The organism is Jeotgalicoccus meleagridis (genome assembly GCF_903994045.1).
Classification (GTDB): domain Bacteria; phylum Bacillota; class Bacilli; order Staphylococcales; family Salinicoccaceae; genus Jeotgalicoccus; species Jeotgalicoccus meleagridis.
The window spans coordinates 104,196-130,195 of sequence record NZ_CAJEWD010000007.1 but is presented as its reverse complement, the minus strand read 5'-3'; the positions used below and the strand labels follow the sequence as shown (position 1 = coordinate 130,195).

Annotated in this window: 23 protein-coding genes; all 23 read right to left on the bottom strand. The window is 37.8% G+C overall.

Annotated features, from left to right (window positions below):
• Positions 1 to 119 precede the first annotated feature (119 nt).
• The 23 genes from sdhB to nrdR all read right to left on the bottom strand — a co-directional run bounded on the left by sdhB (position 120) and on the right by nrdR (position 25,999).
• A complete protein-coding gene (gene sdhB, locus JEOSCH030_RS05425) occupies positions 120 to 896 on the bottom strand; it encodes a succinate dehydrogenase iron-sulfur subunit (RefSeq protein WP_185125614.1) in 777 nt (258 codons plus the stop codon).
• A 19-nt stretch (positions 897 to 915) separates the two neighbouring features.
• The gene (gene sdhA / locus JEOSCH030_RS05420; RefSeq protein WP_185125613.1) at positions 916 to 2,667 is read right to left on the bottom strand and encodes a succinate dehydrogenase flavoprotein subunit; all 1,752 of its coding nucleotides are present in this window, start codon (positions 2,665 to 2,667) and stop codon (positions 916 to 918) included.
• A gap of 14 nt (positions 2,668 to 2,681) precedes the next feature.
• A complete protein-coding gene (locus tag JEOSCH030_RS05415) occupies positions 2,682 to 3,293 on the bottom strand; it encodes a succinate dehydrogenase cytochrome b558 subunit (RefSeq protein WP_185125612.1) in 612 nt (203 codons plus the stop codon).
• A 119-nt stretch (positions 3,294 to 3,412) separates the two neighbouring features.
• Positions 3,413 to 5,182 carry an excinuclease ABC subunit UvrC gene (uvrC, locus tag JEOSCH030_RS05410; protein ID WP_185125611.1) on the bottom strand — a complete coding sequence of 590 codons (1,770 nt, stop codon included), beginning with the start codon at positions 5,180 to 5,182 and terminating at the stop codon, positions 3,413 to 3,415.
• Between the two features lie 49 nt (positions 5,183 to 5,231).
• Positions 5,232 to 5,546, bottom strand: a complete 315-nt coding sequence (gene trxA, locus JEOSCH030_RS05405) for a thioredoxin (RefSeq protein WP_185125610.1) — start codon at positions 5,544 to 5,546, stop codon at positions 5,232 to 5,234.
• Positions 5,547 to 5,723: 177 nt separating this feature from the next.
• Positions 5,724 to 8,051 (bottom strand): endonuclease MutS2, encoded by a 2,328-nt coding sequence (locus JEOSCH030_RS05400; RefSeq protein ID WP_185125609.1) that lies wholly within the window; start codon positions 8,049 to 8,051, stop codon positions 5,724 to 5,726.
• The gene (polX, locus tag JEOSCH030_RS05395; protein ID WP_185125608.1) at positions 8,044 to 9,753 is read right to left on the bottom strand and encodes a DNA polymerase/3'-5' exonuclease PolX; all 1,710 of its coding nucleotides are present in this window, start codon (positions 9,751 to 9,753) and stop codon (positions 8,044 to 8,046) included. Before polX ends, JEOSCH030_RS05400 begins: the two co-directional genes overlap by 8 nt.
• Before the next feature lie 28 nt (positions 9,754 to 9,781).
• Complete coding sequence (locus JEOSCH030_RS05390; protein ID WP_185125607.1) at positions 9,782 to 10,309, bottom strand: CvpA family protein; 528 nt, start codon at positions 10,307 to 10,309, stop codon at positions 9,782 to 9,784.
• Between the two features lie 3 nt (positions 10,310 to 10,312).
• Positions 10,313 to 10,576 (bottom strand): cell division protein ZapA, encoded by a 264-nt coding sequence (gene zapA, locus JEOSCH030_RS05385; RefSeq protein WP_185125606.1) that lies wholly within the window; start codon positions 10,574 to 10,576, stop codon positions 10,313 to 10,315.
• A 115-nt stretch (positions 10,577 to 10,691) separates the two neighbouring features.
• Complete coding sequence (gene pheT / locus JEOSCH030_RS05380; RefSeq protein WP_185125605.1) at positions 10,692 to 13,091, bottom strand: phenylalanine--tRNA ligase subunit beta; 2,400 nt, start codon at positions 13,089 to 13,091, stop codon at positions 10,692 to 10,694.
• The gene (gene pheS / locus JEOSCH030_RS05375) at positions 13,078 to 14,130 is read right to left on the bottom strand and encodes a phenylalanine--tRNA ligase subunit alpha (protein WP_235962230.1); all 1,053 of its coding nucleotides are present in this window, start codon (positions 14,128 to 14,130) and stop codon (positions 13,078 to 13,080) included. Before pheS ends, pheT begins: the two co-directional genes overlap by 14 nt.
• Before the next feature lie 292 nt (positions 14,131 to 14,422).
• Positions 14,423 to 15,166 (bottom strand): TrmH family RNA methyltransferase, encoded by a 744-nt coding sequence (locus JEOSCH030_RS05370; protein ID WP_185125603.1) that lies wholly within the window; start codon positions 15,164 to 15,166, stop codon positions 14,423 to 14,425.
• The gene (locus tag JEOSCH030_RS05365; protein WP_185125602.1) at positions 15,160 to 16,236 is read right to left on the bottom strand and encodes a M42 family metallopeptidase; all 1,077 of its coding nucleotides are present in this window, start codon (positions 16,234 to 16,236) and stop codon (positions 15,160 to 15,162) included. Before JEOSCH030_RS05365 ends, JEOSCH030_RS05370 begins: the two co-directional genes overlap by 7 nt.
• A gap of 108 nt (positions 16,237 to 16,344) precedes the next feature.
• Entirely contained in the window at positions 16,345 to 17,904 is a 1,560-nt protein-coding gene (locus tag JEOSCH030_RS05360) for an alanine/glycine:cation symporter family protein (RefSeq protein ID WP_185125651.1), read from the bottom strand.
• A gap of 180 nt (positions 17,905 to 18,084) precedes the next feature.
• Positions 18,085 to 18,858: a YhfC family intramembrane metalloprotease gene (locus JEOSCH030_RS05355; RefSeq protein WP_185125601.1), complete on the bottom strand. Its 774-nt coding sequence runs from the start codon at positions 18,856 to 18,858 to the stop codon at positions 18,085 to 18,087.
• Between the two features lie 488 nt (positions 18,859 to 19,346).
• Positions 19,347 to 19,535 carry a hypothetical protein gene (locus tag JEOSCH030_RS05350; RefSeq protein WP_185125600.1) on the bottom strand — a complete coding sequence of 63 codons (189 nt, stop codon included), beginning with the start codon at positions 19,533 to 19,535 and terminating at the stop codon, positions 19,347 to 19,349.
• Positions 19,536 to 19,727: 192 nt separating this feature from the next.
• Positions 19,728 to 20,084 (bottom strand): 50S ribosomal protein L20, encoded by a 357-nt coding sequence (gene rplT / locus JEOSCH030_RS05345; protein ID WP_185125599.1) that lies wholly within the window; start codon positions 20,082 to 20,084, stop codon positions 19,728 to 19,730.
• A gap of 21 nt (positions 20,085 to 20,105) precedes the next feature.
• Positions 20,106 to 20,309, bottom strand: coding sequence for a 50S ribosomal protein L35 (gene rpmI / locus JEOSCH030_RS05340; RefSeq protein ID WP_185125598.1), 204 nt, complete (start codon positions 20,307 to 20,309; stop codon positions 20,106 to 20,108).
• 21 nt (positions 20,310 to 20,330) lie between these two features.
• Entirely contained in the window at positions 20,331 to 20,861 is a 531-nt protein-coding gene (infC, locus tag JEOSCH030_RS05335; protein ID WP_185125650.1) for a translation initiation factor IF-3, read from the bottom strand.
• A gap of 192 nt (positions 20,862 to 21,053) precedes the next feature.
• Positions 21,054 to 22,985, bottom strand: coding sequence for a threonine--tRNA ligase (thrS, locus tag JEOSCH030_RS05330; RefSeq protein ID WP_185125597.1), 1,932 nt, complete (start codon positions 22,983 to 22,985; stop codon positions 21,054 to 21,056).
• A gap of 305 nt (positions 22,986 to 23,290) precedes the next feature.
• Positions 23,291 to 24,211 carry a primosomal protein DnaI gene (dnaI, locus tag JEOSCH030_RS05325; RefSeq protein ID WP_185125596.1) on the bottom strand — a complete coding sequence of 307 codons (921 nt, stop codon included), beginning with the start codon at positions 24,209 to 24,211 and terminating at the stop codon, positions 23,291 to 23,293.
• An 8-nt stretch (positions 24,212 to 24,219) separates the two neighbouring features.
• Positions 24,220 to 25,545: a replication initiation and membrane attachment family protein gene (locus tag JEOSCH030_RS05320; protein WP_235962226.1), complete on the bottom strand. Its 1,326-nt coding sequence runs from the start codon at positions 25,543 to 25,545 to the stop codon at positions 24,220 to 24,222.
• Positions 25,529 to 25,999 (bottom strand): transcriptional regulator NrdR, encoded by a 471-nt coding sequence (nrdR, locus tag JEOSCH030_RS05315; RefSeq protein WP_185125595.1) that lies wholly within the window; start codon positions 25,997 to 25,999, stop codon positions 25,529 to 25,531. Before nrdR ends, JEOSCH030_RS05320 begins: the two co-directional genes overlap by 17 nt.
• Position 26,000 lies beyond the last annotated feature (1 nt).

Below are 26,000 nucleotides of genomic sequence, written 5' to 3'. Positions count from 1 at the left end.
GTTAGACCTCTAGGGGAAAAGCATCTGCGTGAGACTACAGGCTCACTCGATGCCCCAGAAAAGCTAACGTCCGGCTTTATATAACAGGAATGTTTTGTTCTAGCCCTGTCTTAAATATCTTAGTTTACTTCGTGATCTGAACCAAAGAATGATTTAAACATGTGGAAAGTTGTTTCTCTTTGCATAGAAGCGATTGAAGTCGTTAAAGGAATTCCTTTTGGACAAGCTTCAACACAGTTTTGTGCCATTCCACATTCAGCAATTCCGCCAGTACCCATTAAAGCGTCTAGGCGTTCATTTTTAGTCATACTACCTGTTGGGTGTAAGTTAAATAATCTAACTTGTGAAATTGGTGCTGCACCCATGAAGTCTGATTTAGAGTTAACGTTTGGACACACTTCTAAACATACACCACATGACATACATTTAGATAATTCGTATGCAACTTGACGTTTTTTCTCAGGCATTCTTGGTCCTGGTCCTAAATCATATGTACCATCGATTGGTACCCATGCTTTAACACGTTTTAAGTTGTCGAACATGAATGAACGGTCAACTTGTAAGTCACGAACGATTGGGAAAGTGCTCATTGGTTCTAATTTAATCGGTTGTTCAAACTGATCAATTAAAGCAGTACAAGACTGACGTGCATTACCATTGATCACCATTGAACATGCACCACATACTTCTTCAAGACAGTTTGCGTCCCATGTTACTGCAGTCGTTTTTTGCCCCTTAGCATTGACAGGATTTCTTTGAATCTCCATCAAAGCACTAATAACGTTCATATTTGGACGGTAAGGAATTTCAAATTCCTCCCAATAACTTGCTGTTTCAGGGCTTTCTTGGCGTTTAATGTTTAGTCTTATTGTTTCTTGTTTTGTTTCCGTACTCATTGTTTTGCCATCCCTTCTTTTAATGTTTAGCCGAATAGTCACGAACACGTGGTTCGATTAGACTAGTATCTACATCTTCATACTCAAAACTTGGTGCCATCATTGGACCTTGGTAGTGAGCTTTCGTTGTTTTCAACCATTCTTCATCATTACGGTCTGGGAATTCAGGCTTGTAGTGAGCCCCACGTGATTCGTTTCTGTTATATGCTCCGATCGTGATAACACGTGCAAGCTCTAACATATTCCATAACTGACGTGTAAAGAAGGCTGCTTGGTTAGACCATTTTTGAGTGTCGTTAATGTTGATGTTTTTATATCTTTCCATCAGTTCAACAATTTTCTTATCAGTCTCTAGTAATTTATCGTTATGACGCACCACTGTAACGTTTGCTGTCATAATCTCACCAAGTTCCTTATGAATCACATAAGCATTTTCTTCCCCATCCATCGCTAGAATGTTATCGAATTTCTCTTGTTCAGCTTGAGCGTATTTGTCATAGACTGAATCATCGATATCTTCATATGATGTTTCTAATTCATTGACATATTCAACAGCTTTAGGTCCAGCAACCATACCACCGTAGATTGCAGATAGTAAGGAGTTCGCGCCTAAACGGTTACCACCATGCTGTGAGTAATCACATTCTCCTGCTGCAAATAGTCCAGGAATTGTTGTCATTTGGTCGTAGTCGACGTATAGTCCACCCATTGAATAGTGTACAGCTGGGAAGATCTTCATCGGTACTTTACGTGGGTCATCGCCTGTGAATTTCTCATAGATTTCGATGATTCCACCAAGTTTGACATCTAACTCATGTGGGTCTTTATGTGAAAGGTCAAGATAGACCATGTTTTCTCCGTTGATACCAAGTTTTTGATTCACACAGACATCAAAGATTTCACGTGTCGCAATATCACGAGGAACTAAGTTCCCGTAATCAGGATATTTTTCTTCTAGGAAGTACCAAGGTTTTCCATCTTTATAAGTCCAGACACGTCCACCTTCACCACGTGCAGATTCACTCATCAGACGGAGTTTATCGTCACCAGGGATTGCTGTTGGGTGAATCTGAATGAATTCACCGTTAGCGTATACTGCACCTTGTTGATAAACAATTGAAGCTGCAGAACCAGTGTTGATCATAGAGTTTGTTGATTTACCAAAGATAATACCAGGGCCACCAGTTGCCATAATTACAGCATCTGATTTAAAGGTTTTAATTTCGCCTGAAGTAATTTCTTGGGCAGTAATTCCACGTGCACGACCTTCATCATCCACAACCACACCTAAAAATTCCCAACCTTCAAACTTATCAACTTGCCCCTTAACTTCATAACTTCTTACTTGTTCATCTAGAGCATATAGTAACTGTTGACCAGTTGTTGCACCTGCATATGCTGTACGGTGGTGAAGTGTTCCTCCAAAACGTCTAAAGTCTAGTAAGCCTTCAGATGTTCTGTTAAACATTACCCCCATACGGTCAAGTAAGTGAATGATCTTCGGTGCTGCTTCTGTCATTGCCTTAACAGGCGGTTGGTTTGCTAAGAAGTCTCCACCGTAAACTGTATCATCGAAGTGTATGTAAGGTGAGTCACCTTCACCCTTCGTATTTACTGCCCCATTGATTCCGCCTTGTGCACACACTGAGTGTGAACGCTTAACTGGAACGATTGAAAATAGTTCTACATTTGCACCAGTTTCTGCTGCTTTAATTGTTGCCATCAAACCTGCGAGACCCCCGCCGACAACAATAATTTTATTATCCGCCATTATTTACACTCCTTTTATACAAACGCTAAGATTGCCATTACTCCGATTGTACTAATAACTAAGAACACTAGGATTGCTAAGTAACTCATGACTTGCTGTGAACGCTTAGACTGTGTAATGCCCCATGTGATCATGAATGACCATAATCCATTAGCAAAGTGGAACACTGTTGCAACAACCCCGATTAACCAAAAAGCTAACCAAAATGGATTTGCAACAACTTCTTCGACCATTTGGAAATTCACTTCATCACCAAAGAACACTTGGACGCGTGTTTGGTAGACGTGCACTGCAATAAAGATAAATGCAATGACCCCACTCACACGCTGTAATACAAACATCCAGTTACGATATGTACTATAATGACCCACGTTCATCTTAGCAGTGAATGCGATATAAATACCGTAAATACCATGGAAAAGAATTGGTAGATAGATAATAAATACCTCTAGTAAAATAACGAAAGGCAAGTTACCCATAATCCCTGCAGCAAAGTTAAATGCTTCTTCACTATATGTAGCAGTAAAGTTAACTAGTAAGTGCTGGATTAAAAAGACCCCGAGTGGAATCACTCCAAGTAATGAATGTAATCTGCGAATGTAAAATCCTGAATCCTGTTTTGACACGAAAGCCCCCCCTAACTATTTGTCTATAAACTTTACTTATCATTTTACTCTTTGTTAAATAACAAATCAAGGTGACTTTGGTCCATTTTCAGAATATGCTTACATTCGCATGATTACGCTTATTCACTTAGTTTTTTGACAATGTTTTTTGCAACGTTTTCAGGGATCCCAATCTCTTTAAAATCTTCCACATTTTTTTCTTTCATCTTTTTAATGGAGCCAAACTCTTTTAGTAGCTTCCGCTTACGACTTGGGCCCACGCCTTCGATTTTATCGAGCTGTGAAGTAATACTTGTCTTACGACGGGTGTTTCTATGGTAACTAATCGCAAAGCGGTGAACTTCATCTTGAATTCGTTGAAGCAGATAAAAACTCTGCGAGTTCTTTTTCATTGGGACGACTTCAGCATCATCACCGTAAAGTAGTTCGGCAGTCGCGTGTTTATCATCCTTACGAAGCCCTGCGATTGGAATATCTAAAGACAGTTCATTAATTAAGACATCCTTAACTGAGTTCATATGGCCGACACCACCGTCGACGATGATCAAGTCAGGTAAAGGTAAGCCTTCTTTTAGGACCCTAGTATATCTCCGGCGAACAACCTCTCTCATGGAAGCATAATCGTCAGGTCCAACAACTGTTTTAATCTTATATTTGCGGTAGTCTTTTTTAGATGGTTTACCATCGATAAAGGACACCATAACACTGACGGGGTCTACACCTTGGGTGTTAGAGTTATCAAAGGCTTCAATCCTTCTCGGTGCTTCTATATTCATGATGTCACCTAAGGTTTCAACAGCCTTAATTGTTCTCTCTTCATCTCTTGCAATCATTTCAAATTTGTTCTCTACAGCAATCTTAGCATTCTTGTTAGCCAAGTCGACCATTTGGCGCTTAGGCCCTCTCATTGGCCCTTTTACTGCGACTGGTAGTGCTTCATCTAGGAGATCCACATTAAACTCTTTTGGAATATGAACTTCTTTTGGTAGAAGGTTAGAATTTAAATCATAGAAATGCATAATGAATCTAAAAAATTCTTCTTCTATATCATCATTGATTGGAAACATTTCAGCTTTTTTCTCTATCAGTTTACCGCTTCTAATAAAGAGCACTGAGACAGACATCCAGCCGTTTTCTACTGCATAACCAAAGCAGTCTCTTGCTGTCATATCTTTAGTCAGCATATTTTGTTTGGCCATAGTATTCTCTATATGCCCCATCAAATCACGGTATTCTTTGGCTTTTTCAAATTCTAATTCCGCCGCAGCATTTTCCATTTTTTCTTTTAGTTCTGCCATAACAGAATCCGTCTCACCATTTAAGAAGTTGGTAATCCCGTCGATCATCTCTTGGTTTTGTTCATCGGTCACATTGAAGACACAAGGTCCTAAACACTGACCAATATGATAGTAGAGACAGAGTTTATCAGGCATCGTATTGCATTTTCTAAGCGGATAAATTCGGTCTAGCAGTTTTTTTGTCTCGTGCGCACTATAAGCATTTGGATAGGGTCCAAAATAAATACCAGTCTTCGGTTTAACGATTCTCGTTACGACGAGTTTAGGATGTTTTTCTTTAGTGATTTTTATAAAGGGATAGGATTTATCATCTTTTAGGAGAATATTGTATCTCGGTTGATGTTTTTTTATCAAAGTATTCTCTAAGAGGAGAGATTCAATTTCTGATGCAGTCACAATATAATCGAAATCAACGATATCTTGTACCAATCTCATGGTTTTCTCATCATGTGCACCTGAGAAGTATGAACGCACCCTATTCCTTAAGTTTTTTGCCTTACCTACATAGATAATTTCACCATCATCATTTTTCATTAGATAACAGCCAGGTTCAGTTGGTAAGACAGATAGTTTTAATTTTAATTCAGTCATATAATCCCTTCTTTAAAGAAAAAAAGCCGCCATAGGCGACTTTTTAAACTTATGCGTGTTTTTCTATTAATGAAGCAAGTTGTTCTTTCGGTTGGAATCCAACAACTTTGTCAACAGGCTCGCCGTCTTTGAAAAGAATTAATGTTGGAATACTCATTACCTCATACTCACTTGCTGTTGCTTGGTTATCATCCACATTTAATTTAGCAATATTAGCTTTACCTTCAACTTCAGGTGCTAACTCTTCTAAGATTGGAGCGATCATTTTACAAGGCCCGCACCATGGTGCCCAAAAATCTACGAGTGTTAAACCACTGCCAATTTCTTCTTTAAAACTTGAATCATTAACTTCAATAATAGCCATCTAAAACTACCTCCATAATAATAGTGATTTTATTATACAATACATATTTTATTCACTCAACGGTATTGCTCAAGTAAAAAATACTAAGTACAGAATCCCTGAGACAAACATGATAATGCTGACAACAATCAGGACTTTTGCGAGCTTATACATATCAAAATTATCCATCTACTCCACCTATTTCATTTCTACTATCGTCACACCAAAGCCACCTTCAGATGGCATACCACCACGGAAGCTCTTCACTTTAGGATGACGTTTCAAATATTGTTGCACACCTTTTTGAAGTGCGCCAGTCCCCTTACCGTGAATGATTTCAACTTCAGTGTAGTTCGATAAGAGCACCTGGTCAAGATATTGCTCAAGTCGAATGAGTGCATCTTCATATCTTTCGCCTCGTAAATCAAGTGAACGTTTAACATGACTTTTATTTTGTCTGATTGTGACGGGTTTTTCAACTTTTTTGGCTTTTCTCTTTTTCACTTCTGATTTATCGAGCTTCATCTTGATAATACCCATCTGTACAGTGACCTCATCTTGATCGACTTCAATGATCTCACCTTTTTGACCATAAGTTAAGACATCTACTTCATCGCCAACTTTCAGCACTTCATCAGTTTCATTACGCACATCTTTTTTAATATCCTTTTGGTAATAACTATCCGATAAAGCCTTTCTCGCTTCGATCAGTTCATGTTCTTGTATGCTATCGACACCGAGTTCTTTCATCATCTCTAATTCTTTAATAATTTCTGAAGCTTCAAGTTCTCTTTGTTTGACGATGCGATTGGCTTCTTCTTGCGCTTTTTCTATCATCTTAGCTTTCAGTTCTTTAAAGTTTTCATTTTGCTCGTTTAGATTTCGATAAAGATCTTCGGTTTCTTTTAATAGTTCAGTCGTTTCAATTTCATTATCACGAGCAAGTGTTGTGTGTCTTTCTAGAGCCGTAATCATATCATTGACTTCCATGTTATCTCTACCAGTTAGGGTTCTGGCTCGGTCGATGACGCTTTCTTTTAAACCGAGTTTATCAGAGATTTCAAAGGCATTTGATTTACCAGGAATGCCCATCAATAAACGATAAGTCGGCGATAGACTAGACACATCGAACTCCATACTCGCATTAGTGACATCATCTCTTGTGTAAGAGAAGGATTTAAGTTGTGGATAATGTGTCGTTGCAATGACCTTTGAACCTTGGTCAAGCAAGTACTCAATGATACTAATCGCTAGAGCTGCCCCCTCTTCTGGGTCAGTTCCGGCCCCGAGTTCATCTAAGATGATCAGACTATCGTCAGTCGCAGATCTTAAAATATCGGCAATGTTCACCATATGACTCGAGAAGGTAGATAAGGACTGTTCAATGGATTGTTCATCACCAATATCTGCATAGACGTCTTTAAAGATTGACACTTCTGAACCATCTCTTGCAGGAATTGGAATCGCTGCTTGGGCCATTAAGACTGCAAGTCCAGCTGTCTTAATAGTCACCGTTTTACCACCTGTATTCGGTCCAGTAATAATAACAGCTTGGGTTTGATTATCGAGGTAAATATCATTTTTCACTGCTGTTTCAGAATCTAAGAGCGGGTGAAAGGCTGAAATTAAACGAATGGTATCGTCATCTCTTAAATGTGGCTTTGATCCTTTAATATGCGCACCGTATTTTGCTTTACTAAAGACCATATCTAAATGATGTAAAGCTTCGTCATAGACATATAAGTCTTCTGCATGCTCACCAATATCATTGGTCAGTTCACTTAAAATTTTAGTGATTTCTGTCGCTTCTTTTTCTCTTAAAGTAGAAATATTATTGGTCATCTCAACAACAGCCGTTGGTTCTAAATAGATGGTTTGTCCACTTTGAGATGCATCATGAACAATCCCTTTAAATTCTGAGCGGTAGTCCACATTAACTGGAATAACATAACGGCCATTTCTCGTTGTAATGATATTATCAGATAGCTTACGACCATTTTTTCGCACAATATCATTAAGCCTGTCCTTAATTTTTCCTTCTTCACTAGAAATCTTTCTTCTAATTCTTAAGAGTGTCGTCGAAGCATGGTCTAAGACTGTGGCTTCATCAACGGTTTCCTTAATCTTCTTATAAATGAAATGTAAGTCCTCTAAGTTTGAAACATAGGGCTTTATATGCTCTAAGACAATCTCATCCTCTTCAAAATTGGCGATTAAATTTTCCAGAGTTTTTTTACGGTTTAACAAGCTCGCAATCATATTAAAATCACGTACGCCTAAGATACTTCCTATTTCTGACCGTCTAACGAATTCTCTAATATCAGAAATCCCAGCAAGCTCTACATGACCATAGCGGAGCATAGTCGATGCATCATCAACTTCTAATATATTTTTTTCTATAATGTCGCGCTCGGTTTCTACAATGTCATTATTAATCGCTTCTTTTGTCTTATCAGAAATAGCGAACTCCCTGACACTATTTAAGATCTTATGAAACTCGAGCGTATTAAATGTTTTTTCATTCATGAATATCACTCAACTTACCTTTATTAATAAATTCTTTAAATGCTTGTCGCGATAGTGTATTGAGCACTTGTGATTTGTTGATAAAACCTTTTTGTAAGGTCGCTAGACCATACTTCATAAAATCAAAATGATCTGGATGGTGTGCATCTGTGTTGACAGTAAACATAACTTCCCTGTTTTTTATCACTTCACTCGATAGATCCAGACGTCTAGGATTGGCATTAATTTCTAAAATGGTTCCTGTTTCTTTAGCATAATCAAACAGTGCTTCCATATCTACATCATAACCATCACGTACTCCAATTAAACGACCAGTCGGATGGGCAATGTGTCTGACATAAGGGTTGTCCATCGCATTTTTAAGACGCGTCATGATTTGATTCTCACTCTGTGAAAAGGACGAATGAATGGCAGCAATAACGTAATCGAGTTGCTTTAAAATTTCCTCGTCATAATCTAAGCTACCATCTGCTAAAATATCCATTTCAATACCTGCATAGACATCAATGTCATCATATTCCTTATCGATCTCTTTGATTTCTTTAATTTGCTGTAAAAGACGCGCCTCACTTAAGCCGTTAGCCACAAATAAACTCTTAGAGTGGTCAGTAATGACAATATATTCATAGCCTTTTTCTCTTGCACTTTCGACCATTTCTCTAATTGTTGCTGCACCATCACTATAAGTCGTGTGCATGTGAAGGTCACCTTTTATATCTGAGAGTTTAACAATATCTTTAATATCGATATCGACTTCTTGACCGGTCTCTCTCATGGCTGGTGGAATATAATCCAAACCAAAATATTGATAAAATTCTTCTTCAGATTTAAAAGTCTTGATGCCAGACTCTGTCGTAACCCCGTACTCAGAAATCTTTTCGCCTCGTTCTTTAGCAAGCTGTCTCATTTTAACATTATGATCTTTTGACCCAGTAAAGTGCTGTAAAGTCGAAATGTACTCTTCACCTTGAACAAATCTAAAGTCCACGTTAATCTTATCGAAGTCATCTTCAATTTCAAGCGATAGTTTCTTCTCTCCTTGACTGACGACATTGGTCACATAAGCTTGGCCAATCATAAATTCTGTAAAACCACTAATATCATCAGTTTCTAGGATGAAATCCAAATCTCTTGAAGTTTCTTTAACTCGTCTTGAACTACCAGCGATATCATAGCGCTTAACACCAAATGCTTTAATGCTTTTTTCTACTAAATCAATAAACTTTAAAATCTTATCGATTGGATAACGGTCTGGACGACTGAGCACCGTATCTATATTAGTAAGAATGTTTGCTTCACTCTTTTTTCCAAAACCAGGGAGCTGACTGATTTCCTGGTTTAAACAAGCTTCTTTTAAGGCTTCAATCGTCTTAATACCGAGCACATCGTGGATCTTAGCAATCTTTTTAGGTCCTAAACTCGGTATCTTTAACATGCGTACAAGACCAGTTGGTACTGTTTCTTTTAAATCTTCTAGCACTTGTGATTGTCCCGTGTTTACAAATTCCTCAATGACGCTAGTTGTACCTTTACCAATTCCTTTAAGCTTACCGACATCACCTATCTCTTCTAAACTTCTCTCATCGTTTTCAAGTGATTGAGCTGCCTTTCTATAGGCTGACACTTTAAAGGTATTTTCTAAATTTAATTCCATATATACTGCGATCTCTTCTAATAATCGAATGACATCTTTTTTAAGCATTTTATCCTCCAAAAAAAGAGTCATATCTCTATGACTCTACTTGTATCCACTCTATTAATTTGTCTGACACGACCAATGTGTGATCAATAATGAAATTAGCTAGTCCAGAATTAGCAATTGCTTCTTGGACTGGTGTATAAGGAATAGTTGCGACAAAGACCAAGACTACAACTAAAATGTAAATCGTTTCAACAATTCCAAGTATGATGCCACCGATGGATGTAACTAACCCACCTGTGGTCACTTGTTGGAAGTAGTCAAAGCCACTCACAATAATTTGAATGATGATTTTTGACACAATAAAGATTAGAAAGAAGGCAAACATGTAATAATAGCCGTATTCCTGATTGCTTATGTTTTCTAATACTAAATTATCACCGGCAGTTGATGGATAAGGCATGACTAAGTCAAAGCGGCTACCGAGCTTCTCATAGTTTTTTGCAGCAATCACAATCGCGGCTAAGGTACCGATTAAGTGGATGCCTTGTAGTAAGAGCCCCCGACGGTAACCTGCAATCAAGCCGATTATTATAATAATTAATAAGATTAAAGTCATAAATTAATTTTCCTTCTTTAGCGCTTCTACTTCGCTTTCAAGTCGATCGCATTTTTCTTTTAACTTTATATAATCGTCCATTATATTACAAGCCGTAAGCACTGCTTTTCTCGTTGTATCTAAGCCAGGGTTTTTACTGGCAATCGCTCTTATTTTCTCATCGACACTATCTGCAATCAGTCTTAAATGTGCCTCGTCTTCTTGGCCAACTAGCGTGTAATTTTCATGATATATTTTAACGGCTATTCTGGTCTTCTTTCCACTCATGTGACGTCCCCCATTCCTTGTCTTTCTCACACAAAGTCAATTTAATCTCATTATACTTTTACTATTTTATGAATTCAAGTTCAAGTAAATAAGCGTGCCAAGTGCACGCTTATCTTTATCTTACTATATAACCTTTATTCACAAGCGCATCGAGTACTTTTTGATGAACGCTCTCAACATCTTTATCAGTTAGCGTATCCTCTTTATTTAAATAAGTGAGACGTAAGGCAACTGATTTTTTACCTTCTTCGATGTGTTCACCTTCGTAAACATCAAATGGATAAACAGCTTGTAAATAGTTCGGTGCTGCATCTGTTATCAAGTCTTCAATATCCTTAACTAAGACTGTGTTGTCAACTTCTAGAGCAACATCACGAGAAATTGACGGATATTTACTTAGGAACTCATAAACAATATTACCTGTTTTTTCAGCTAAAACTTCTTCTAAGTTTAACTCAAAAACAACCGTTTGCTTGAGGTCATGTGCCTCTCTATATAAAGGATGAAGTTCTCCAATTACCCCGATAACTTTATCATCAAGATAAATATCAGCAGTACGACCTGGATGTAGTTCTTCAAAGCGTTGGCTTTTAACATAGCTAATTCTGTCGTTCAAGTTCAGTTTTATAAATAAGGACTCGACGACACCTTTTAAGGTAAAGAAGTCTGGATCTTGACCATCTTTTGTCCAAGCTGTTTCATTTTGTCGACCTGACATGATTCCTGCTAGCATTAAGATTTCTTCTGGCAATTGATCTTGGCCATTAGTCTTAAATATCTTGCCGACTTCAAATAAACTCGCATGTTTTAACTGTCTGTTTAAATTATAAGTCGCATTATCAACTAAGTGAGGAAGAAGTGATGTTCTAAGAGCTGCACGGTCTTCACTCATTGGCATCAGTAAGTTGAGAGAGTCTTTAAGCTCTGAAAATTCACCAATTCTCTTGTCACTTGTTAAGGCATAGTTGATTGCCTCTGATAAACCGTGAGCATTGAGCTGGTGTTTTATCACACGTAACTTAGCTTGTTCATCAGTCAATTTACCTGCAGTAATCTTAGAATATTTAGGTAAGCTTGATGGAATATTATCATAGCCATAAATTCTAGCAACTTCTTCTGATATATCTTCAGGAATAACAAGGTCATCACGACGAGACGGTATACTCACTTCGAGTTGCCCTGCTTCAATTTCTGCAAGTAAACCTAGACGACCGAGTGTGTCTAAAACTTCATCATCAGAAAGCTCGGTACCAAGACGATTGTTTAAAAAGTCAGTGGACGTCGTAATCTTTTTAGGTTCTAAATCTAGTTGTCCATCACTTTGAATGCCAGCTTGTACAGTACCTTCTGCATATTGTTCTAAGAGGTAAGCCGCACGGTTTAAGGCTGGTAAAATAAATTCATGAGATACACCTTTTTCAAATCTTTGTGAAGCTTCACTTCTTAAGTTGAGACGGTGACTCGTTTTTCTTATTTTGATTGGGTCAAAATATGCAGATTCAATCACAACATTTTTTGTTTTATCAGTGACTTCAGAATTCAAGCCACCCATGACCCCTGCTAAGGCAATTGGCTCTTGGCCATTAGTAATAACAACATCTTCAGCTTTTAGTGTTCTTTCATTGCCATCTAAAGTGGTAAATGTTTCTCCCTCTTCAGCAAAACGTGTCACGATTTTATCTGAACCTATCGCATCTTTATCGAACATGTGGAGTGGTTGACCATATTCTAAGAGAACATAGTTCGAAATATCAACAACGTTATTGATCGGACGAATACCCGCTTTGATTAATCTCACTTGCATCCACAGTGGAGATGGTTTTATCACTACATTTTTAACTTCTCTAGCACTATAAAATGGCACCGCATCAAGATTGAGATTTTCTATTGATGTTTCTGCGCGCTCATCACTTTCAGTATATTCAATTTTAGGTTTACGAATCATACCGCCAAATAAGGCTGAAGTTTCATAAGCAACACCTAACATAGATAAGGCATCTTTTCTATTAGGTGTTAAATCAAATTCTAATACTTGGTCATTTAAGTAAAGTGCACTTAGCGCATCTTCCCCCGCTGTTTGTTCGCTGTCAAAGATGAATATTCCTTCTTTATAAGCTTCCGGTACAAAGTCTTCTTTAATGCCAATTTCTTGTAGAGAACATATCATACCTTCAGATAATTGCCCTCTAAGTTTGGCTCTTTTAATTTTCACGCCACCTGGTAAGCGTCCGCCGACTCTAACAACAATGACATAGGAATCCGCTTTAACGTTCGGTGCCCCGCACACAATTTGAACGGTTTCTTCACCAAGATCCACCTGACAAATATTTAAACGATCCGCTTCAGGGTGAGGTTCTACTGATTTAACGTAGCCGACAACGAGTTTTTTAATGTCTTTTGTATAGTCTTCTATCGCATCAACCTCGATGCCACCACGTGTAATTGTTTCGCTCAATTCATCAGTCGACACATCGATATCAATAAAGCTTTCTAACCATTCTCTAGATACTTTCATCTTCTAATCCTCCATCTTCTGTCGGAATAAATTGATCAATAAATCTTAAGTCATTCGTATAGAGGTGTCTAATATCTTCAATGCCGTATTTCAGCATAGCGACACGGTCTGGTCCCATACCAAAGGCAAAGCCTGAGTACTCTGTAGAATCAAAGCCAGCCATTTCTAAAACGTTAGGATGCACCATGCCCGCACCTAGTATTTCTATCCAACCAGATTGTTTACAGACGTTACAACCTGCTCCTTTACATTTAAAGCAAGAGATATCGACTTCTACACTCGGTTCAGTGAAAGGGAAATAACTTGGGCGAAGACGAACTTGACGCTCGTTACCAAACATCTTTTTAGCGAACAATTCAAGCGTTCCTTTTAAGTCTGATAAATGAATGTTTTTATCGACAACGAGCCCTTCAATTTGAGTGAATTGGTGAGAGTGTGTGGCATCATCACTATCACGGCGGTAAACTTTACCTGGGCAAATAATTTTGACTGGACCGACACCTTTTTTCTCTTCTAGAGTACGTGCTTGTACTGGAGAGGTGTGAGTACGTAAGAGAATCTCTTCTGAAATATAGAAGGTATCTTGCATATCGCGTGCAGGATGTGATTTCGGTAAATTTAAAGCTTCAAAGTTATAGTAATCTTGTTCAACTTCAAAACCTTCTTTAATTTCATAGCCTAGGCCGATAAAGAAATCTTCAATGTCATCGATAATGCGGGTAATCGGGTGTGGCCCTCCAATTTCTTTAGCACGTCCTGGTAAAGTGACGTCGATGGTTTCTTCGCTGAGTATTTTATCTAGTTCTTCTTTATGAAGCTCTTCATCTATTCTGTCAATATCACTTGTAATATTTTGTCTTAATTCATTTACTTTTTGTCCATAAGCAGGTTTTTCTTCATTTGAGAGATTTTTCATCTCTTTCATAAGACCAGTCACTTGCCCTTTTTTACCTAGGTATTGGACTTTTAAATCTGCTAAGGCTTGTCTCGATGTGATGTTTGATAATTTTTCTTTAAACTCATCATAGATTGTAGTCATTTCTACAGTCATCATACTCTCTCCTTTATAAAAAATAAAAACTCCGTCCTTATATAAAAGGACGGAGTTCCGTGGTACCACCTAATTTTCTGCATGAGCAGACTCTTAATACATCTATATGGTGATGTCTACCCGATACTTCATCAACCAGGTGAACACTGATTCAACCGTACATTAACTTTCAGCGATGATTAATGTTCTCTAAAACGGTCTTCTAATCATTTATTCCTGACTTCTAGCGAAGTAAATTTATTAGCTTGATATGCTTATTATATCCGATTCTTCTTTAAAATCAAGATTTAAAGTGATGCATTAAGATCGCACCAGCGATTGCGACATTTAAGCTTTCACTATCTCCGACCATATCAATTTTAGCATTGATATCCATCATATTTAAAGTATCTTCTCTTAAGCCACTACCTTCATTACCTAAGACGAGCATGATATCATCATCTGGCTTGTTAAAGCTATCGATATAAACCGCATCGTCTAAAGAGGTCCCAATCTTAAGGCCTTTGAAGGCCATGACCGCTTCAGATACTTGACGCGTTAAGATGTTTAAGTGGAAATGACTCCCCTGTGCAGCTCTTAACACTTTAGGATTATAAGGATCGACTGTATCTGGTGACACAATAATAGTCTTAAAACCAAAGGCGTCTGCCGTTCTTATTAAAGTTCCAAGGTTACCTGGATCCTGGATATTTTCTAGTAAGAGCACACGGTTATAAGATAACTTTCTTTCTTTTACATTTTTAACAATGGCGATAATACCAGGCGGTGTTTCAAGGCTTGATAAAGATTTCATGACTTCTTCAGTGACATACATAAGCGCTTTATTTGAGAGCTCTAAATCATGATCAAAACCTTCACTGATGATGATTTCTTCAAAATTGACACCGTGTTTGATTGCTTCTTCAACAAGGTGTTCGCCTTCTATTAAAAATAGTCCTGATTTTTTACGACCTTTAGTCGTATTCAATTTACGATAGTCTTTTATTTTTTTATTATCTTTTGAAGAGATGACAGACTTTACCAAATGATTTCTTCCACCTTATTATCGTCTAATGATTTAACAATTTCTGAGACAAGTTTAACTGCATTCTTATAGTCTTCTCTATGCATGATAGAGACGTTTGAGTGCATGTAGCGTAATGGAACACCGATCGCAACTGATGGTACTCCGTCGTTAGAAACATGGAAACTACCTGCGTCTGTACCCCCACCAGGAATGGCTTGTAGTTGTACTGGAATATTCTTTTCTTTAGCAAGCTTTTGAATGTGTCTTCTAAATGGTACATGTCCGATATTAGAGCCGTCTAATAACAGTAAGAGTGGTCCATCTCCGAGTTTACCGCTACCGTTTGACGACTGCATGCCTGGTGTATCCATGGCAAGACCAACGTCTACTGCGATTGCGAGATCCGGTTTAACTTTATTAGCAGCAACTTTTGCACCGCGTAAGCCAACTTCTTCTTGGACGGATGCACCGGACACTAAATTAATATTTAGATCTTGATCTTTTAAGTCTTTTAATAAATCTATTGATAGAGCTGTCCCAAAGCGGTTGTCCCAAGCTTTAGCTAAAAGGTAATCCTTGTTTTGCATCACTGTAAATTCAGTGTAAGGTGTCACCATAGAACCGAGTTCAACACCCGCGTCCTCAGCTTCTTCTTTTGAAGCGACACCGATATCTATGAACATATCTTTAATATCAACTGGTTTCTTTCTTTCAGCTGCTTCTAAAACGTGAGGTGGTTTTGAACCAATGACCCCTGTTATGACATCACCTTTAGCTGTTGTCACGCTCATTCTTTGTGATAGCATGACTTGATTCCACCAGCCACCGACTGGAGAGAACTTAAGGAAACCATCCTTATCGATTTCAGTCACCATAAAGCCAATTTCGTCTAAATGGCCACCAACTAAAATAGTTTTAGAACCTGATTTGGCAGTTTTCTTCCCAAAGACACCACCTAAATTATCCTCAATAATTTCATCACTGATAGGTTCGAGATAAGTCTTCACTTTTTGTTTTACATCAGCTTCAAAGCCTGCAATCCCATTAACATCTGTTAAGTCTTTAAGCATTTCAAGTTGTTTATCCATAATAAGACTCCTTTGATTTTTTCTTATTTCTATTTTAACATACCGAATTATTGACGTGTACAAATGTAAAGGGCACTCCATTATCAACTGAGTGCCCTTTCTTTAAATTTATTTACTATCCGGATATCCGTATTCTTCCTTAATTTCTTCGGCAACAGCTTCACGGTGCCAGAAGGTTTCTACCTTGTAATCATTGTCACCTGGAACGTAGACGATTTCTCCGTCAAGTTTACCTTGTTTCTTAAGCTTGTACTGTCTTTCATAGTCATTAAAGACCTTGATTACAGTACCCTGTAAAATCAGTAAACCGATAACGTTGATCCAGGCCATCATTCCGACCCCGACATCCCCCATCATCCAAGCGGTTTCAGCAGTAGATACTGTACCGTAGAAGGCAGATGCGATTAGGACTACACCGAGGACTGGTTTTAACCAAGTCATCTTACCTTTAGTAATATAAATGATGTTGGTCTCTGCGATATAGTAATAGGCTAAGATTGTGGTGTAACAGAAGAACAATAAGGCAAATGCAATAAAGTAAGTCCCAAATCCTACAAAGCCTTCTTGGAAGGATTCCATACCTGAGAAGGCATGGTCAATACTTGCTTGTGTGTAAACAACTGTTCCACTGACATCTTTTGTACCATCCGCTGCTTCTTCATAGACACCGTTATCTATAATTAAACCATCATTACCATCTGAGACGTTGTACATACCTGTCATTAAGATCATTAAAGCAGTCGCTGTACAAACAAATAATGTATCAATGTAGACTGAGAATGATTGTACTAAACCTTGTTTAGCTGGGTGAGACACCTCAGCAGCCCCAGCTGCGTGTGCACCTGTCCCTTGACCTGCTTCGTTTGAATACAGACCACGTTTAATACCAATCATGATCATCGCACCAAGTACACCTGCAAATTGTTGCTCGAGCCCAAATGCACTCTTAAAGATTAAGGCAAGTAAAGCTGGAACATCTTGAATATTAATAATAACGATAATCACTGCAACAAGAATGTAGATAATTGCCATGAAAGGCACTAAAATAGTTGCAACATTGGCGATTGATTTAATTCCACCAAAAATAACTAAGGCTAAGATGACCGCTACAAAAACACCGACCATCCAGTGATCAATCGGAAAAGCATTGGTTGCTGAACCAGCAATTGAGTTCGCTTGAATCCCCGGTAATAACAGACCACAAGAGATTACAGTAACAACCGCAAACAACATTCCGTAGAACTTACCAAATTTACCACCTAACCCCTTTTCTAGGTAGTAAGCTGGACCCCCACGGTACTGGTTATCCTCTCTTTGCTTATACACCTGTGCTAAAGTTGACTCTGCAAAAGCAGAACCCGCACCTAAGAATGCAATCAGCCACATCCAAAATACTGCACCCGGTCCACCGATAAAGATGGCCGTTGATACACCGACGATATTCCCTGTTCCGACACGCCCGGCTAAGGACACTGCAATCGCCTGGAAACTGGAAATCCCTTCATCTGATTTTTCCCCTTTAAGCATTAAACGGACCATATCTTTGATGTATCTCACTTGGAAAAATTTCATCCTAATCGAGAAATACAAACCAGAGATAACAAGTAGAACTGGCAGTGGCCAGCTCCAAACTATATCGTTTAAAAACGATACGATTGTCTCCATAATTTAGCTCCCCTTTGTTTTAACCCTCTATATATTTAATTACCATTCAAATATATTCTATTTCGGCTGACCTGTCCATAGATTTTCGAAAATTTTGTTATCGCTTACATTATTGATGTGATAAGGTCTGTTGATAAAAAGATAGTCAGCTCCAAGAGCCATATGGCCTTGAGCTGACTAATTTTAAATAATATTTTCTTGATTTAAACTTACCATACGACTAAGGAAAACTGTGACGAGCGTCATTATAATTAGTGATGCGTACATCAGAGATATGTTGTCTAAAAGGCCAGCTTGCATCATTGCAGCACTCGTATTTGCTAAAGCATGAAGAATAATTGCTAAAAAGTAGTAGTAAATCTTTCCTTTTTTCATGACCGCATAAAAAACGAGTACAGATAAGGCGATGTGTAAGGTCATGGCAATAATTCTTTCAAATATCGCTAGTAAGTACATATACCAAGCTTGATCACTTACTAATTGATCCATGTCAATCGGTAAATCATTTAAGACCGGTGAAGAGGAGTTTATCATGAAAGATAAGATTATGGCATTTACCATGCCAAGTCCAACGACGACGATAGCCTCAAAACCACCATGTCCAATCCCGTATGAGACGGCAGTACCGACATCTTTGTATTTTCTTTTCATGCTATAAAAAGCAAGTAAGCGTCCCGTTTCTTCAAAAATTCCAGCTGCTAAAACCCCGTAGAGCACATATAACCACGGAGATTGATTAAGCAGTTCGATTTGACCGTCTACCGAAGGTTTTAGGACTATCATATGTAAAATTTGCTCTAAAATTAAGGCAAAGACAAGAAAAATAGCTGCTCCCACTAGCATCGGTAGCCAATAAATTTTATACTTTCTTTTTAAAATGACTATAAATATAAATGGCAGCAACAACGATATGATTCCTGTAATTGCCATCATAAGAATTTGACTATTCGCAATCATGCTTATCCCCTCTTTTCATATACTAAGGATATTAAAGTGGATAAATGCTTGTCAATCTCATTTGAGAGTTGAGGGTGGGGAGGTGGGAGTTGAAAATTCTATTGGGTATGTTAGGAATACTGTAGAATAGATAAAAAGCGCTGAAAAGTCTATAAGTCATGGCAAAAGTGATGTCGTATAGACAAAAAGTGCTAAAAAGTCTATAAGCCATGGCAAAAGTGGTGGCGAATAGACAAAAAGTGCTGAAAAGTCTATAAGTCATGACAAAAGTGGTGGCGAATAGACAAAAAGCGCTGAAAAGTCTATAAGTCATGACAAAAATGATGTCGAATAGACAAAAAGTGCTAAAAAGTCTATAAGTCATGGCAAAAGTGATGGCGAATAGACAAAAAGCGCTAAAAAGTCTATAAGTCATGACAAAAGTGGTGATAAATAGACAAAATAAGATGAAAAGTCTATTGAACGTATCAATTATACAACTATGTATACTAACCTTCAGATTCTATTACATCATGGACGATACTTTCGGTGATAAGTACCTGAATTAAACATGACTTATCATCATTTCCACCTCTTTTGCTGATAAATGACTGAATTAAACATGACTTATCACCATTTTCATCTCTTTTAGTGATAAGTCCCCATAATAAACCTAACTTATCACCGCCACCACCCATTTCAGTGATAAAAATCAAAATTCAACTCGACTTATCACCAATCACAATCAAATCACTCCATCTAAACACCCATGCCTACGCAACAACTCCCACATAAAACAAAAAAAAGTAGCTTAGAAATCTCATCTAAGAAGATTTCTAAGCTACTTTATGTAAAAGGCTCAGGATTCTTATCCTTGCCTCTTATTTATATTAGTTTAAAGCTTTTTTAGCTTGATCTACAATTTCAGCGAATGCTTTTTCGTCTGAGATTGCAATTTCAGAAAGCATTTTTCTGTTGATATCGATACCAGCAATTTTAAGACCATTCATTAGACGGCTATAGCTAATATCGTGCATACGTGCTGCAGCGTTGATACGTGAAATCCATAATTTACGGAATTCATTTTTCTTTTGCTTACGGTCACGGTAAGCATACTGACCTGATTTTGTCACAGCTTGTTTAGCTGTTCTATATAAAGTGCTTTTAGCACCAAAATAACCTTTTGCTTGTTTTAATACTTTTTTACGTCTTTTACGTGATGTTAATCCATTTTTTACGCGAGCCATTTCTAACTCCTCCTTTTATTATTATTTAGCCGCTTTAGCTAATAAGTGTTTAAGTCTTCTTGCATCTGATTTAGCAACTAATGCAGATTTTCTTAAGTGACGTTTTTGTTTCGTAGATTTGTTAGCAAATAAGTGACTAGTGAATGCTTGTGAACGTTTGAATTTACCGTTAGCAGTTTTCTTAATGCGTTTAGCATAGCCTTTATGTGTCTTCATTTTTGGCATGATAATATCCTCCGAAATTAATTATTTTTTGTCTTGAAATGGTGCAACGACTAGGAACATTGAACGACCTTCCATTTTTGGACGCTGTTCAATTTGACCGTCTTCTTTAAGCGCTTCTGAGAAGCGTTCTAGAACTTTACGACCAATGTCTTTGTGCGTAATTGCACGGCCTTTGAAACGAATTGAAACTTTTACCTTATCATCTTTACTAAGGAATTTTTTAGCATGTCCTAATTTTGTATTAAAGTCATGCTCTTCGATTGTTGGTGACAAACGAATTTCTTTAAGGTTAATCACCTTTTGTTTTTTACGAGCTTCTTTTTCTTTCTTCTGTTGCTCATATTTATACTTACCGTAATCCATAATACGTGCAACTGGCGGTTTAGCATTTGGTGCAACAAGTACTAAATCTAAGTTAACATTTTCTGCTAATTCGATTGCTTCCCTTGTTGGCTTAATTCCATGCTGTGAACCGTCTGCTCCGATTAAACGAACCTCTTTTGCGCGAATACGATTATTGATCAAAGTCTGATCTTTAGCTATGTGTAGCACCTCCATAAATATTAACGAACAAAAAAGGCGAATGCTTACGCACCCGCCTTCAGAAGTGAGAGCACAGTAGTTACTGTACTCCATTCCCAATTTACCCGGTCGCTTTAGCTGGCGGGTGTGAAGCGGGAGCTCCAACTTGTTCGTTTCTTTCAACTCTTAATACTATACAGCAGTTCTACAGTATTGTCAAACTTATTTTTTCAATCTGATCTCATCTATTAATTGATAAAGGAACTCTTCTTTATCAAATGTTTCTTGTTTTTCTTCACCGTACTTACGTACGTTAACTTGTGATTCTTCTTTTTCTTTATCGCCGACTACGACTTGGTATTTAATTTTCTTCATTTGAGCGTCTCTAATCTTATAACCCATCTTCTCATTACGGTCATCGATGTGAACGCGGATACCTTGACTCTTCATCTCATCGTAAATTTCACGAGCATAGTCGTAGTGAAGATCGACATTAACTGGAATAATCTCTACTTGGTGCGGTGCTAACCATAGTGGGAAGTTACCTTTGTACTCTTCAGTTAAGAAGGCAACAAATCTTTCCATAGTTGACACGACACCACGGTGGATCACGACTGGTCTGTGTTCTTCACCGTCTTGTCCAATATAAGTTAAGTCAAAGCGCTCAGGTAAAAGGAAGTCTAGCTGTACTGTTGATAAAGTTTCTTCTTTCCCTAGAGCTGTTTTTACTTGAATATCAAGTTTAGGGCCATAGAAAGCAGCTTCTCCTTCTTCTTCTACATAAGACAGTCCCATTTCATCAACCGCTTCTTTTAACATACTCTCAGCACGTTGCCACATGTCATCATCATCGAAATATTTTTCTTTATCTTCTGGATCACGGTAGCTAAGTCTAAATTTATAATCGTTGATTCCAAAGTCCTTATAAACTTCTTGGATTAATTCCACTACTCTGATGAATTCGTCTTTGATTTGGTCTGGACGAACAAAGACGTGGGCATCATTTAGAACCATACCTCGAACGCGTTGTAAACCTGAAACAGCACCTGAAGCTTCATAGCGGTGCATCATACCAAGTTCAGCAATTCTAATCGGTAGTTCACGGTAAGAGTGACGTTCATTTTTATAGATCATCATGTGGTGTGGACAGTTCATCGGACGTAGTACAAGTTCTTCATTACCGACTTTCATTGGTGGGAAGATATCGTCTTGATAGTGATCCCAGTGGCCACTTGTCTTGTATAAATCAGAGTTTGCCATGATTGGTGTATACACATGGTTGTAACCAAGTGAAACTTCTTTATCGACGATATAGCGCTCAATCTCACGGCGAATTGTTGCACCATTTGGTAACCATAATGGTAAGCCAGCACCGATAAGTTGATTGTTTTCAAAGAGTTTCATATCTTTGCCGATCTTACGATGGTCTCTTTCACGACGTTCTTCTAATAATTCCATGTAAGCAGCAAGATCTTTTTTATCAAAGAAGGCTGTACCGTAAATACGTTGTAACATCTTGTTGTTTGAATCTCCGCGCCAGTAAGCACCCGCTGTTGATAAAAGTTTAAACACTTTAATTTTAGATGTTCTCGGTACGTGGACTCCGCGGCAAAGGTCAGTAAATTCACCTTGGCTATAGACTGTCACGAGTTCATCTTCTGGAATGGCATCGATCAATTCTTGTTTATATGGATCATTTTCAAAGAAAGTTTTTGCTTCATCTCGACTTAAAACACGACGTTCGATTGGAATGTTTTCATCCACAATACGCTTCATTTCTTTTTCGATTTTAGGGAAATCTTCAGATGAGATGTTTTCTTCCATATCAAAATCGTAATAGAAACCTTCCTCAATGACTGGACCGACACCAAAGTGTACTTCACCATATAGACGTTTTAAAGCCTGTGCCATCAGGTGAGCTGTTGAGTGACGAAGAATCTCTAAGCCTTCTTCATCTTTATTTGTAATTAGAGCAATTTCTGAATCACTCTCAAGCGGACGTGTTAAATCGTAAAGTTCACCATCGACTCTAGCTGCAAGTGCTGCTTTTTTTAGACCTGGAGAAATTGATGCAGCAATTTCTTCTGGAGTGACACCAAAATCGAATGCTTTAACATTACCGTCTGGAAATTTAACTTGAATTTGTTCTGTCATGGTTATTTCCTCCAATACTTTAATTAGATTATAAATAAAAAGAAAAAAACGCCCCTATAAATATAGGGGCGTTTTTGACGCGGTACCACCCTGATTCGCATAAACTCATGCCTCAGTGAGAATATATCGGTTCAAACCGGACTCCGATTAAAGAGCCATCCTTCTCTGGTAGTAACAATCCGCCTTTATTATGCACTTTCAGCTAATGTGCACTCTCTAAAAATAAACGGTACAAACTGTCTTGTCCATTGGATTTATTAATGAAATATAGCATTCATTATACACGTTTAATCTTTAAAATCAAGCTATGAGCGGCGCAGGTTATCGCCTTTTAATTCCACTTCTTCACATAAAGCACGAATTCTTTCGACCATTCTAAGCGCTTTGGTCTCTTCTTTACCGTTCGTTTTAGTGTAGGCATAGCGACCCACTAAGTCATCGATGGCAAAGTTTGAACTGATAAAAGTCGGTAGCTGTTCAACCATGCGGTAATTTAAAATACTTGTAATCACTTCATCACGGCTCCAAGCGGTAACATCCTCAGCACCTAGATCATCCAGGATTAAAACTTCAGCATTTCTAATCGCATCATACCTCTCATTTGTTGTCCCGTCGTTAAAGCCTGCTTTTAAATCTCTTAAGATCTCAGGAACATATATCATCATTGATGATATTGACTTTTCCTTTAACTCATTTGCTATACAACCGAGTATATAGGATTTTCCTATGCCAAATTCACCGTACAGATAGAGTCCCCTGTAGTCTTCACCACGTGCGATTTTGGAAGCTTTTGTAATGGCATTTTCTAAGACTTGTCTACGCCCTTCATTGATATAAATCGAATCGAAGGTCGCTTCTCTAACATCTCTCGGTATATGGAAGCTTTGAATTAAACTTTCACGCTTTAAGAAGTCCTCGTATTTTTCTCTGATTGGACACTTTTTGTAGACCATATTGAAGCGTCCTTGACGAATTTCTAATTTAATAATAAAACCATCCGGATGACTAAGACATTTACCGTCACCTGCCGGTTCACATTCATCTTTTTGATTGACATAATGTTTTAAGACCATTAAGTCATTTTGAATCATAGACCTGGTAATCTCACCTTCATGTGCAGCCATAAATGCTTTCATCTTCGGGTGATTGACGATTTCATGATAAATGCGGTCATTATTTTCTTGTATTTTTTGTGAGTTTTTAATATAACTGCTCAACGGTTCCATAGACTCACCTAATTTTCCCTAAATTTGTTAATCATATCACTTAAAGCTTCATCTTCTCTCGCTGTCTTAAGTGTTCCTTGGTTTTTACGAATTTTTCTATCAGATATTTTATCCTTCGCTCTATCTTTTAACCAAGCAGGCTCTGATTCACCTGAATTTCCTTTGTTATAAGACTTTTTCTTTCTTCTCTCTGCCTGACTATCACGAAAGTCCATAATAGACTTATAGGCTTCCTCTGCAGTTCTGAATCCTTCTTTCTGCCAGTTTTCTGCAATGGTCATGACATAGCGGAGTGGTAATTCCCCGTCTTTCATTTGCAGAGCATATTCAAGCAAGATATTAATGACACCATTTTCTAAAGTTGTTTTAACAATGACTTCAGTCACAACTTTTAAGTCGTTTTCACTCACCTGATGCTGTCTTAAGTCATTAATGCGGTCTAGTGGACTCACCCTATCTAGTCTTTCAAAATAAGACAGATTTTCCATTTCCTCATTTTTTTCTTGTTGAGTAAATGTTGGGACACTCTTACCACTTTCTTTTTGATAGTATTTTCTCGCTTCTCTTTTCAAAGTCTCTAAGTCAATACCAAACTGTGGACTAGTTGAAGCTAAGAGAATTTGTTTTAAATCATAGGCATTCAAACTAAATAAATCACTAAGTTGAACAATGAGTCTACTCGCTTCTTTAGTAAAGAACTTTTTATCAACTCGAGTTCCTTTTAAATGCGTAAACAAGACTTCAAAATCAAAGTCGTCTAAATCGACGGTTGGTCCTCGACTTGTGTTCTCATCTTTAAACTGTTCATTTGGTACAGTGAAGTTGTGATCATTGGTTTGATGATAAACATCTGTAAACTTTTTAGTCACTTCAGTAAGGTTGTCGGGTAAGTCAGGATATGTTAAGCGTTCTTTTTTATCGTTAAATTTAACCGTACCGATTTGACTAAATAAATACATGGACAACATAGGATCCTTAAAGAATTTCTCAGCACTGAGTGGTGAAGACAAACGGTAAACAAAACGGTCTGCATGTTCTTCTGTTGACATGTAAGAACGAATGAGCCCAATGCCTTCAAGCTTATCTAAATAAGTGGTTAATTCACTTAAGGTAGTATTTAGTTCATCAATCACTTCTCTGTGGAAGCGAATTTTTAATATATTATCATCTCTTGTTGATTCATGTAAGTAAAAGTATAGAGAAAACGCACCTGTCCCAATAAGTGGAAGATAAAGATCACTTAAAATTGTTCGATGATCAGAAGATAACTGATAAGTCTTATAGACGATAAACTCCGTATTCGGTTTTAAGCGCTGGTTAAATTTCATGCTCATTCTTACCCTTTTCGAGATTTTTGACGATATCCATCAATTGATTGACATCTTTAAATTCCCTATAGACCGAAGCAAATCTGACATAGGCCACTTGATCTAAGCTGATCAATTCTTCCATAACTGATTCGCCAATGTCATTAGATGTAATCTCAGCCTTATTTAAATTCCTTAAGTTTGCTTCTACTTTGTCCGCCCGTTTTTCAATTTCTTCATATGGAATCGCTCTTTTTTCACAAGCTTTTAACAAGCCATCTAAGACTTTTGCTCTGTCGAAGACTTCTCTCGTTCCATCTTTTTTAATGACGACTAACGGTGATAGTTCCATCCTTTCAAAAGTCGTGAATCTCGTACCGCAGTTATCACATTCACGGCGACGGCGAATGGCATTCATTTCATCTGCATGTCTTGAGTCAACAACTTTTGAACTAGTATGTCTGCAATTTGGACAGCGCATT